This window comes from Corallococcus sp. AB038B (assembly GCF_003668955.1).
In the GTDB taxonomy this organism is placed as follows: Bacteria; Myxococcota; Myxococcia; order Myxococcales; family Myxococcaceae; genus Corallococcus; species Corallococcus exiguus.
In genome coordinates this window covers 2554599-2566509 of sequence record NZ_RAWO01000001.1, presented here as the reverse complement: position 1 = coordinate 2566509, position 11911 = coordinate 2554599, and the positions used below count along the sequence as shown (strand labels likewise).

Here is an 11911-nt window from a genome sequence, read left to right as displayed (position 1 = left end):
CCCTTGGCACGGCACCTGAAAGGCGTGTCGTCCATGCGTTCGACGACCGCTCTCTCCAAGCCATCCTTCTCGACCCGGCGTGCGGGCGAGCTCATCCACAGCTGGCGCGAGATGGTACAGCCCAGCAGCCTGCCAGCCGACGCAGCCGCCGGCCTGAGCGTGGCGTGCGTGGCACTTCCTCTCAATGTCGCGCTCGCGACCGCCGCGGGACTGCCCGCGAGCGTGGGGCTCGTCTCCGGCGTGGTGGCAGGCGTCGTGGGCGGGCTGCTCAGCGGCAGCCGCTTCCAGGTCACGGGCCCGGAGGCGGCGCTGCTGCCCCTGGCCGCGGCCATCGTGGCGGCGCACGGGGCCGCGGGCCTCGCCATCGCCACGGTGCTCGCGGGCGCCATGCAGGTGGCGTTGGGGCTCATGCGCGCCGGCCGGTTCGCGCGGCTCATCCCACGGCCTGTGGTGATGGGCTTCACGGTGGGCATTGGTCTGCTGCTGCTCAACACGCAGCTGCCGCGGCTGTTCGCGGTGGAGGACACGCATGCGGACGCCGTGGCGCTCGCGCTGCAGCACAACTGGGGCGAGCGCGTGGGCTGGCTCGGGGTTGCCGCCGGAGCCCTCACGGCGCTGGCCATGGTGGCCCTGCCCAAGGTGCACAAGCGCATCCCCGCGGTGCTCGTGGGGCTGACGATTGGCACCGTGCTCATGGTCTGGCTCGGGGCGGGCTACGACGCGGTGGGCGCCCTGCCGCGCTCGCTGCCCATGCCGACGCTGCCGTCCTTCGAGGGCGTGCACCTCGCGAGCCTCCTGCCGGCGGCCTTCGGCCTCGCGCTGCTTGCGTCGCTCGGCTCGCTGCTCGCGACGAGTTCGCTCGATACGCTCACGGGTGCGAGCACCCACAGTGACCTGGACCAGGACCTGATGGCGCAAGGCCTGGCCAACATCACCGCCGGACTTATTGGCGGCTTCCCGGTGATGGGCGCCATCGTGCGCGCCAGCGCTTCCATTCAAGCGGGCGCGCGCACCCGCGCCGCTTCCGTCATGCATGCACTGTGGCTCTTCGTGGCCATGGCGCTGCTCGCGCCGCTGGTGGCGCGCATCCCCATTGCCGCACTTACCGCCATCCTGCTGGTCGTGGGGGTGCGCCTGCTCAATCTGGAGGGCCTTGTTGCCATGTGGAATCAATCCAAGTCGACGTTGAGCGTGGTGCTCGTCACCGCGCTGGGAATCGCAATGTTCAACGTGTTTGTCGGCATCGGGGCCGGGCTCGCGCTGGCGAGCCTCCTCTACGTGCGTCGCCATGGCGCCCTGCGGCTGGAGGTGCAGCGGGTGACGGATGCGTCGCAGCTGCAGCGCGGCCTGCACATGCAGGCGCCGGAAGCGCCCAACGCCCCCGAGGCGCTGGACCTCATGGTGGCGCGCGTGGACGGGCCCATCCTGTTCATCAACCACCTCAAGCTCTACGACCTCGTGGACGGTCCGCCCTGGGCGAAGCTGGTGGTCATCGACCTGTCGCGGGTGTCGCTGGTGGACGCCGCCGGTGTGGCGACGCTCCAGTACCTGGCGGAGTTCCTCGCCGTGCGCAGCGCGCACCTGGCGCTGGTGAAGGTGCCGCCCCACCTGGAGGCCGCGCTCGAGCCGCTGTCGAAGCACCTGCTCGAAGGGCGGATGCACGGCTCGCTCGAGGGTGCGCTCCTGGGGGCGGGCCTCATGCAGCCCGCGCCCGTGGAGGAGCCTGTCGCCCACCCCGCGCACGCGTATACCGCCGCGCACAGCAGCGGGCTGGCGCTCGAGGGGCGGGGCGGATAGCCCGCCGCGCTCAACGGCAGCAGCGAGCCGGAGCCTCAATGGTTCCGGCTCGCGGAGCACCCGGTTTCACCGCGGGACAATGGCGCGATGTCGGGTCAGCCCCCTAGGGTGCCCCACACCATGCTCACCACCACGCTGCTGTTGCTCGCCCTCTCCTCCACTCCTGCCGCGCCAGGCGCGCAGGCAACGAAGGCCGCGGCCCCGGCCGAGGAGAAGGTCGAGTTCGACAAGCACTACCTCGTCCTGCTCAAGCGCGCGCCCAACGCGCCCAAGATGGAGCCCGACGCCCTCCAGAAGCTGCAGGGCGAGCACCTCGCGCACCTCAATCGCATGGGGGAGAGCGGGAAGATGGTGCTCGCGGGCCCCTTCGACGAGCAGGACGACGTGGGCATGCGCGGCGCATGCATCTACCGCACGGCCACGAAGCAGGAGGCGCGGCAGCTCGCCGAGCAGGACCCAATGGTCAAGGCGGGCCGGATGCAGGTGGAGGTACTCGCCTGGTACACCGAGAAGGGCTACCTCGCCTTCCCCAAGGCACCGCCCGCGGAAGCGCCGAAGCCCCCGCGGAAGTAGCGGCCCAGGGCAGCGGCGACAACTCGTCGTCGCGAAGACTTCGGGTGAGTCGGTCGACCCACTTCTGTAGCGCGAGCAATGCATTGGCAGAACGGAGATGGGCCCGTGCGGCTCGACTTCAAAGGGTGACGCATGGTGCAATGACGCACATGCCCAGAGTGTTTCTCTATAACCCCTTCAAGAGCGACTGCATCGAAGACCTCATCGACAGGTGGATCAATGCAGAGGTGGCGCGGGGTTGGACCAAGGAACTGGTGCGGGTGCGACACGGTCCGGACAAACCGCTCGAGGACCTGAAGAGCGGTGACACGCTCTACATCATTGGCCACGGCGACGTGACGCCGAACCGCATGGTCGACCGGGGCCCCAGGGAGCCTGGCACCCAGGAAATCCTCCAGCCGCATCAACTGGCCGCACGATTGCTCGCGGACGGGCTGACCGACAAGGCCATCACCATCAAGATCTACAGTTGTCTGGCGGCCCGGGGCATCCTGGACAGCTTCGCCACGAACGCCGCGCACCAGATCAAGCAAAAATGTGGAAGCATGGGAGGGCTGTCGTGCAAGTTCGACATCTACGGCTACGACGAGATCGTCTCCATCCTGGTCTTGAATCCCAAGACAGGGGAGTACGGCAAGTTCGTCGGTGAGCTGAAGGAGGACGTCACTGGCGTGAGCGAAGACACCATCGAGCTCACCACAGTGAAGGCGAGCTCCTCCAAAAGGCTTCTCGTCAAGAAGGGCTTCGGCCTCATGTAGCAGCCGAAGCCTCCGCCCTCCCCTGCGCGCCGCGCAGGTCCACGCTCCGGACGAATCCAGGCTTGCGCCGCGCGTGCGAGGCCTGCGCGTAGGCGAGCTTGAGCAACACGGGCTCGCTCCAGGCTCGGCCAATGAAGGCCCTCGGCCCAGCTGTAGCCGGGGGGCTGAGTCGGACTGAAGCCGCACTCGTCCAAGAAGTAGAGGTCTCACTTCCCCTCTCGGGCTCTTCTTTAAACGCAGCAGGCGCGCTCTGGCATGGAAGACGGCATCCGGCTTTTGCTTGTGCACCAAGCTCATCTTCGTGCCTGGCACCCAGGCCCTCTGCACGCGGTCCCGCTCGTCCGTCTCCACATCCGCTGAGCGGCCAATTTCCCGCAGTCGCTCACGCACCGCATCGTCCACCCTCAGCGGTCCCATGCCGGGGGTGGGCAATGTCCGGGTGCTTAGAGATTGAACGTCCCCGAGGCGGTCCCTTCGGCATGGCCCACGATACGGAGGGTATCGGGGAGTACCTGGAGCTCCACCAGCCGCAGGGTTTCGGTCTGGACCTTCACCTCGTAACCCTCCCCCCGGAACGAGGCCTGACGAAGCTCCTGCATCGACTTGCGCCAGATCGGATCGAGAGGAAAGCGGACCCACTCACCGACCGTCTTCAGCACGAGGGCCTGGGTGCCAGGCACGAAGAGTTCCTTGAGCGCATCGTTCGCCTCCACCGTGACAACCGGGTTCACGATCTCGATCTCTTGTCGCTCCGGGTCGAAGCGAGGTGTCGCACGGATGCGGATCCGGTCCACGAGCTCGTCCTTGAGGTGAAGCGTCACATCGAGCGCCCCCTGGGTGTCTCCCCGGAGTGCCACCCGGTCGACTTGCACCGGCAGCCTCAGCTCCGACAAAGCATTCAAGAGAAGCGGCCCCAGGCGCGTCTCCGCCATCTTCAGGTCCACCGTGCAGGGAACAGTCAGTTTGAAGCCCCGCGAGGCGGGTGGCACCAGGTCGAGCGCGGGAAGGGGCAGGACGGAGGCCGAAGGTTGATCGCCGTAGGTGACCGTCGGACGCGCCTTCAGTGAGGCCACCGTGCTCACCGTCTTCCCATGGCCCTCCAGCGGCCCCACCGCCAGGGCCACGGGATGGAACTGGAGCCAGGCCCCCTCATGCAGGCTCACGGGGCGGCCCAACGTCTCCCATGCCTTCGCCAGCGTGGGTTGGAGCGAATAGGACGCCGGCAGCCGGGAGAGCGCCGATTCGATGTTCCTCCGGACGAGGTCCCGGACGACCGGCAGGTCGAGCAGATCCTCCGCCTTGATGTCGAGCGCCGTGAGCTGGCAGGGACGCTCCCAATCCAGCTTCCAGCCTGTCTGGGTGAACGCCAGCGCTCCCGCCTCGCTCCACCGGACCGGCCCCGTCAGGGTCAACCGGATCCGCGGCTTCGGCTCACCGACCCCGCAGCTCAGGGCTCCCACCTTGACGATGGACGCGTCGAGCCCCGCCTTGACAAAGGCTTCGATGGTCACGCTCGCGCTCAGCACCTCGCCCTGGAGGTCGAAGTCCACGTCCGTCGCGACGGCCCCGTATTCGACCTCCACGTCGAAGGGGTTCAGCGAGTTCACGGGCTTCATCAAGGTCTGCTCGACCTTTTCGATGACCGTGACCCACTTCTCGACCACCTTGTCGACCATGATGGTTGAAAGGCAGGATGAGGGGTTCATCAGACACAGTCCGATCTTGACCTTCGTCGGAACTTTCTCGACGACCTTGATGAGCTTCTGCCGGGGAACATCCACGATGACCTTGGTGGGCACCAGGGTGGTGATGTGCACCGGGATCTTCTGTCGCTTCTTCCCCGCGACCAGCGGGTTGGGGAGCTGCTGGAGCAGCAACGCACGGCCCGCTCCCAGGTCAAGCGATACAGGCACCGTGACCGTGGAGTCCTCGACGGGGCGCGGCGCGTCCTGCGCCAGCGCTCTCGCGCCCCACCCCATCGTGCCCAGCATCAGGATCGTCGCCAAGAGGGTCCGGAAGAGATGCCCCATGTGGAGTTCCTCGTGCATTGCGTCGGGCAAACCCACACCCGACTGACTTGTTGAGGGATGCATCCGCCGGAAACATCTACGTCTCCGGCGCCGGGTGCAGGAGCAATCTCCGCGCCAGCCATGCCTCCCACAGGGGCCCCTGCACTCTGTCCACGCGGTTGGAATGACTGTCCAATCCACCTGACACACGCCGGGTCATGGCCTTGCGCCCGCGCATTGGTTAGATTGGACCAATGCAAGACGTCTCCCAGGACGTGCTGAGCCTGCGGCAAGAACGCGACCTCTACCGAAATTTGCTGGAATTAGGAGGAAAGGACGAAATCGAGCCCTTTCTCGAAGAAGCCCTCGCCCTCATCGTCGAGAGCTCCTCGGCACGACAAGGCTATCTGGAAATCCTTGAAACCCATGGCAACGCGAACACCCCGCGTCTGTGGATGGCGCACGGGTGCTACGACGCCGACGTCGAGGCCATCCGAGACCGGGTGTCGCGCGGTGTGCTGGGGGCGGCGGTGGCGTCCGGGCAGACGGTGGTCTCCGCGTCCGCGCTGGAGGATCCGCGCTTCGCGGACCGGCGCAGCGTGCAGCGCAATCGGACTGGGGCGGTGCTCTGCTCGCCCATCGGGCACCCACCGCTGGGCGTCGTCTATCTCCAGGACCGGATCGGGCCCGGCCCCTTCTCCGAGGAGGACCGCTCCCGGGTGGAGCGCTTCACCCACTACCTGGCCACCTTCGCGGACCGGCTCCTGCTGCGCCGGCAGCAGCTGGGGCCGGACCCCACGTTGGACGTGCGCCAACGGCTGCGAACAGAGTCTGTGATTGGCCGTAGCCCCGCCATCGCGCGGGTGCTGGAACAAGTGGCCGTCGCCGCATCGTGCGACATCTCCGTGCTCATCACCGGGCCGTCCGGCACCGGCAAGACCCAGGTCGCCCGGCTCATCCACGACAACAGCACCCGCGCCCGCCGGCCCTTCGTGGAGCTCAACTGCGCGAACCTCCAGGAGACACTCGCGGAACGCGAGCTGTTCGGCGCGGTGCGCGGGGCCTTCAGCGGCGCTGACAAGCTGATGAAGGGTAAGATCGACGCGGCCGAGGGTGGTACGCTATTCCTGGATGAGATTGGCGAGCTGCCACTGGGTGTCCAGGCCAAGCTGCTCCAATTCCTCCAGTCCCGACAGTATTTCCGGGTGGGCGGCACGGAGCCGCTCGTCGCAGACGTGCGGGTGGTGGCGGCGACGAACAACGATCTGAAGGCGGCCGTCGCGCGCCGGACCTTCCGGGACGACCTGCGCTACCGCCTGGAGGTCCTCCCCATCGTCATGCCCTCGCTCGAGGAGCGCCGGGAGGACATCCCCACGCTGGCGGAGCACTTCTGCGCCAAGGCCTGCGAGTCCCAGAAACGGGCCCGGCTGCGGTTGTCCCCTGGCGCGCTCCTGGCCCTTCAGGTGGTGGCGTGGGAAGGGAATGTCCGGGAGCTCGCCAACAAAATCGAAGCCGCCGTGGCCCGCGCGGGCGTGGAGGGTGCGCCCCAGGTGGACCGTCGCCACATCTTCCCCGAGTCCTCCTCCGAACCCGACAAGCCCCGGTCGCTCAGTTACCACGAGGCCACGCGGCAGTTCCAAAAGCAGCTGCTGGCGCGCACCCTGAAGGAGTCACGCTGGAACATCTCCGAGGCGGCGGATCGGATGGAGTTGTCGCGCGCCCACGTCTACAACCTCATCGCGGGGTTCGGCCTGGAGCGTGACGAGGAGGAGGAATGAGCCCTCCGCCGAGCTGGCAGCCCCCGCCGCTCATCGAGGAGTACCGGCTGCTCCAGCTCATCGGCCGGGGTGGCATGGGACACGTCTACCTGGCCGAGGACACCCTGCTTGAGCGCTCCGTGGCCGTGAAGTTCGTGGCGATGGTGCGGCCGGACTCGCGCGCCCGGCGGCGCTTTCTGGTGGAGGCGCGCGCCATCGCCCGGCTGTCCCACCCCAACGTGGTCGCCATCCACCGCGTGGGCGACCTGGAGGGCCACCCCTACCTGGTCACTGAGTTCGTCCGTGGCCAGAGCCTGGAAGCCCTGCCCCGTCCCCTCCCCTGGAGACAGGTGGCGCGTATTGGCGTCAGCCTGGCTCGCGGGCTCGCCGCCGCACACCGCGCCGGAGTGCTCCACCGCGATATCAAGCCTGCCAACGTCATGCTGACCGAGGAAGACCAGGTCAAGCTGCTGGACTTCGGGCTGGCCAAGCTGCTCGCGGAGTCCGCGCAGGCCCTGGACGATGCCCCTTCGGGCGCGCCCCCTCCCCCCCTGACGAGCCCGCTGACGGGCGCGGGGGGACTGGTCGGGACGCCGCTCTACATGGCCCCCGAGACGCTCCAGGGCGCCGCGGCCACTCGCGCCAGCGACCTCTATTCAGCAGGGGCCGTGTTGTACGAACTGTGCGCGGGCGTGGCGCCCCGGCACGCGCTGGATCCGTCCACCTCGCTCGAGGACTGGGAGGCCATGGAGCCTCCGTCCCTGCGTCAGCGGGCAGAGGCGGTGGATCTCCGGCTGGAGGCAATCATCAACCGCTGCCTACAGCGCGACCCGGCAGAGCGCTACGGCTCCGCGGATGAGCTGTGCGGGGCGCTCGCCGCGCTGGAGGAGCCCCACATCCTCGCGGAGATCCCGGAGGGAAATCCCTATCGGGGTCTCCAGCCCTTCGACGCGCGGCACCGCAGCCTCTTCTTCGGCCGGGAGACGGAGCGCCTGGAGGTCGTGGAGCGGCTGCGCGGCAACCCGCTCGTCGTCGTCACCGGCCCCTCAGGCGTGGGCAAGTCGTCGCTATGTCGCGCGGCCGTGCTGACGTCCCTCGCCGAGGGGGCACTCGAGGATGGCCGTACCTACCGCACCGTCACCTTCGTGCCGGGATATGATCCGCTGGCCGCCCTGGCGGCGGCGCTCTCCGGGGCCATGGGCCGGGATGAAGGCGCCCTGACCGAACAACTGCGTGGCGATCCCCAGGGACTCGGCCGGGAGTTGCAACGGGTGCTCGGGCGCACCGCGGGGCTCTCGATACTGCTGGACCAGGCGGAGGAGCTCTTCACCCAGGCACCCGCCGCGGAGGCGACGGCCTGCGGCGAGGCACTGGGCTGGCTGCTGCGCGAGACCCGTGGACTGCGCGTCCTGGTGACGGTGCGAGGGGACTTCCTCACCCAGTTGGCGGGCCTGCCCGTCCTGGGGGACGACGTGCCGCGCGGCCTCTATCTATTGCGCGGCCTGTCCCCTCCAGCGGCGCGGTCGGCCATCGTGGAGCCGGCCCGTCGTAAGGGGGTGACGTTCGAGTCCGACGCTGTCGTCGAGACCCTGGTGGCCTCCTCGGACACCGCAGCGGGAGGATTGCCGCTGCTCCAGTTCGCCATGGCAGAACTCTGGGATGCACGCGACGCGATCCTCCAACGCATCCCCGCCTCCGCGCTCGCCGCGATTGGAGGCGTGACGGGCGCGCTGTCGCGCCACGCGGATGGCGTGGTGGCGAGCCTGCCCCCCGCGCGAGTCGCGACCACGCGGAGCATCTTCCTGCGGCTGTCGACGCCGGAGGGAACCCGGCTGCGCCTGTCCCAGACGGAGTTCGAGTCCACGGTGCCCCATGCGGCGCCGGTGCTGGAAGCACTCGTCCAGGGCCGGATGCTGGTCGCGAGGGAGGAGCGCGGCGAGACCGTCTACGAAGTCGCGCACGAGGCCCTTCTGCACGGCTGGGCCCAACTGCGCGGCTGGTTGGAGGCGGATGCCGGCAAGCGTCCGGTGTGCGAGCGGGTGGAGGCCGCCGCCAGGGAGTGGGAGCGCCTGGGGCGGGCCTCGGAGCTGCTGTGGAGCGGGCGCCAGCTCACTGAAGCGCTGCCCCTGACCCCGGAGGACACCTCCAGCCTGGGCACCCGGTTCCTGGCTGCGTCGCGCGCAGCCGCGCGACTCAAGCGCACCCGGCGGTGGGGCCTGATGGCAGCAGCCCCTCTGACGCTCCTGCTGGGCCTCGGGTCCCTTCGCCTGCGGGATGACTGGGAGCTGCGGCGCAAGGTGGAGGAGCGCCTGGAGGCCGCGAGCGTAGAGCTCGACCGGGGACACCAGACCCGGGACGAAGCGGTCCGGCTGCGCGCGGAGGCCCTGGCGGGGTTCAAGGTCCAGACGGCCGCCACGTCCCAGGAGGCTGCGGCGCGCGGCAAGGAGGCGGAACGCCTGTGGACGCAGGCCACGCAGGCCGCGGAGCGCGCGGAGGCCCTGTTGTCGCGGGCCGCGCAAATCCTGGAGGGGGCCCTGGCGTTCGGCACGGGGGATGCGCGCGTGCGGTCGCTGCTGGGAGACGTCCTGATGGACCGGCTCCAACTCGCGGACGCGTTCCATCACCCGGAGCGACAGCACGAATTGCTGGAGCGCCTGCGCACCTACGACCCGGACGGCTCGCGTGAGGCGGCTCTCAGGCGTCCCCCGGTGCTGTCGCTCACTACCGACCCTCCGGACGCCCAGGTGGAGTTGGAGCGCTACGAAGGCGACGGGGCGCGCCGGCAGCTCGTCCCCACGGGCCTGTCGCTGCGGGCGCCCTGGTCCCGCGTCACGTTGGGCGACGGCCCCGGCTCCTACCTGCTCACCCTGCGGGCGCCAGGCCGGGTCGTGGTGCGCCACCCCCTCCTGCTCGCCCCCGGCGAGTCCATTTCGCTCTCGCAGTGGTTGCCCTTCGAGCGCGACGTGCCGGAGGGGTTCATCTACGTGCCGCCAGGGACCTTCCTCTACGGCAGTACCGTGCCCGACGTCCCGCGCCGGGGCCTCTTGCGCGCCACGCCCCTGCACGAGGAGCGGACCGGGGCGTTCCTCGTCCAGCGTACAGAGGTGTCGTTCGGAGAGTGGATCCGGTTCCTGGAGGACCAGGCCTCCGAGGCCGACCGCGCGAGACACTTGCCCAAGTCCAAGGGCGCCCCCATGCCCCTCCAGCTCCAGCGCGGCCGGGACGGTCGGTGGACGCTCACCCTGGGCACCGGAGAAGCCCAGGTCTCCGCGCAGCAGGGCAAGTCCCTGCGCATCCCCGGGCGGGACAAGGCACAGGACTGGGAGCGCTTTCCCATCATGGCCATCGACCAGCACGATGCGGATGCGTACACCGACTGGCTGTCCCGGACGGGTCAGGTGCCCGGTGCCCGGCGCTGCGACGAACTGGAGTGGGAGCGGGCGGCGAGGGGCGCTGACGGCAGGCTCTATTCTCACGGAGACCAACTGGCCCCGACGGAGGCGACCATCGATGAGACCTACCAGCGCCGGGCCTATGGCCCCGACGAGGTGGACGGCCACGCGGACACGGCCAGCCCCTTCGGGTTGCTGAATACCGCGGGCAATGTCTACGAATGGGTGCGCTCCGTCGCGTCCCGGGAGGAGGCGCTGATCCGCGGCGGAGCCTGGTACTACGATGCGTGGATTGCCTTCGCCGCGAACCGCACGGTCGTCGAGCCGGGGACCCTGGACCCCACCATCGGGCTCAGGGTCTGCGCGGACGCCCCCCCATCCCCTTCACCGTGAGAAGGCGGCGGGCATGGGACAGGCATCGAAGGCCGCGGGGCACGCGCCATCCTGCAGGTGATGAGGATCCGAGGACACCCCGATGAGTCCCCGGACGCCGGTCCAAGGCTGCCCCGTTCCGGGCACGGGGTCCGCGCAGTCCGGCACGGCGGTCAGATTCGAGCAATCCGGGTAGCGGGCCCGGTTCAGACACACCAGCCCGTTCGCGTCCCAGAGCGATTCAAACCCATACCCGGAAATCTCCTTCTGATTGACCCCCCATTTGTCATACATGTCAATCTTCGTATTGGCGCACGTATACGAAACACCGTCCCCAAAGTAGTCGGCCCTGGCCGCTCGGACACATGCCTGGAAAGCATCTCCCAGGGGCTTCCGGGAATCCCCGCCGAGCAGGGCCCCGGGCTTGTAACCCCATTTGATGCACTTGGCGATCGCGCCCGTGATGCAGGAGACCGTCTGCTCATTGCCGCTGACGCTCCAGCGGTTGTTCCGCCAGGAGCCGGGGATGAGCATGGCCCGGCCCTTCAGCTCCTCGAAATAAGCGCAGGACGTCTGGCCCGGGGGACAGTGTTTCTGGATCTCCTCGGGCAGCGGCGCGTAGCCCTCGTTCGGACAGTAGCTCCTCCCGTCCTTCGTGGTGACTGTGTACAGCGGAAGGGTGTCCCCTCCATTGAGGCGCGTCACGACTGACGCCTGGGTGATCTTCAAGTCGATGACCTCGGCGTCCGTCGCGGTGTGCGCGCGGAAGTCATCCGAGTCCCCCACCCGCTCCACCCAGAGGGCGCGTTCCAGGCAGAGCCCCCGAAGCAGTTCTCCCTGGGGGAGGTGGTCCCTCCAGTTCAGGAAGGCAAGGCTCTCATCGGGGCAGGGACCCGATTCCCTCACCTGGGAGTCCTGCTCCCGCTCCTGCGCGATCTTCTGCCGGGCACAGCCTCCCACGAGAACCAGCGACACAAGCACGACGCTTCCAGGGACTCTCCACATGGACGACCTCTCATTCCAGGATGACCGCCTCCCCGAGGCGGGCGGCACGGCATCCGAAACCTGAGCAAGTCTCATGCCCCGCCGCTCCCAGGGGCGGGCTGGCTCCTCTGTCCAGGAGGGCTGACATGTCTGTCCAACCGGGTTGACACCCGGCCCATACGCCTGGGGCGGGCCGCCACGGCCCACGTCTTGCTTTGGAGCCCTGTTCGGAAAGGGAGCCCGTGGAGCTCAAGGACTCGCATGATCAC

Annotated in this window: 7 protein-coding genes; 5 read left to right on the top strand and 2 right to left on the bottom strand. The window is 68.7% G+C overall.

The window, feature by feature from the left end:
- The first annotated feature begins 33 nt into the window (after positions 1-33).
- The 3 genes from D7Y04_RS10605 (at position 34) to D7Y04_RS10595 (ending at position 3128) form a co-directional block, all read left to right on the top strand.
- Positions 34-1797: a SulP family inorganic anion transporter gene (locus D7Y04_RS10605; RefSeq protein WP_158627484.1), complete on the top strand. Its 1764-nt coding sequence runs from the start codon at positions 34-36 to the stop codon at positions 1795-1797.
- 120 nt (positions 1798-1917) lie between these two features.
- Complete coding sequence (locus D7Y04_RS10600) at positions 1918-2370, top strand: YciI family protein (protein ID WP_121759337.1); 453 nt, start codon at positions 1918-1920, stop codon at positions 2368-2370.
- 149 nt (positions 2371-2519) lie between these two features.
- The gene (locus D7Y04_RS10595) at positions 2520-3128 is read left to right on the top strand and encodes a hypothetical protein (RefSeq protein ID WP_147477078.1); all 609 of its coding nucleotides are present in this window, start codon (positions 2520-2522) and stop codon (positions 3126-3128) included.
- A 443-nt stretch (positions 3129-3571) separates the two neighbouring features.
- Here D7Y04_RS10595 and D7Y04_RS10590 read toward each other — a convergent pair whose 3' ends face one another.
- Complete coding sequence (locus D7Y04_RS10590) at positions 3572-5158, bottom strand: DUF4403 family protein (RefSeq protein WP_158627483.1); 1587 nt, start codon at positions 5156-5158, stop codon at positions 3572-3574.
- A 233-nt stretch (positions 5159-5391) separates the two neighbouring features.
- Between D7Y04_RS10590 and D7Y04_RS10585 the strand changes: the two genes are divergently transcribed.
- Positions 5392-6915 carry a sigma 54-interacting transcriptional regulator gene (locus tag D7Y04_RS10585; RefSeq protein ID WP_121759130.1) on the top strand — a complete coding sequence of 508 codons (1524 nt, stop codon included), beginning with the start codon at positions 5392-5394 and terminating at the stop codon, positions 6913-6915.
- On the top strand, positions 6912-10679 hold the full coding sequence (locus D7Y04_RS10580) for a bifunctional serine/threonine-protein kinase/formylglycine-generating enzyme family protein (protein ID WP_233601344.1): 3768 nt from the start codon (positions 6912-6914) through the stop codon (positions 10677-10679). Before D7Y04_RS10585 ends, D7Y04_RS10580 begins: the two co-directional genes overlap by 4 nt.
- On the opposite strand, the gene D7Y04_RS10575 is transcribed toward D7Y04_RS10580, so the two are convergent.
- On the bottom strand, positions 10671-11633 hold the full coding sequence (locus tag D7Y04_RS10575) for an ADYC domain-containing protein (protein WP_158627482.1): 963 nt from the start codon (positions 11631-11633) through the stop codon (positions 10671-10673). The genes D7Y04_RS10580 and D7Y04_RS10575 overlap by 9 nt on opposite strands.
- Positions 11634-11911: the final 278 nt, after the last annotated feature.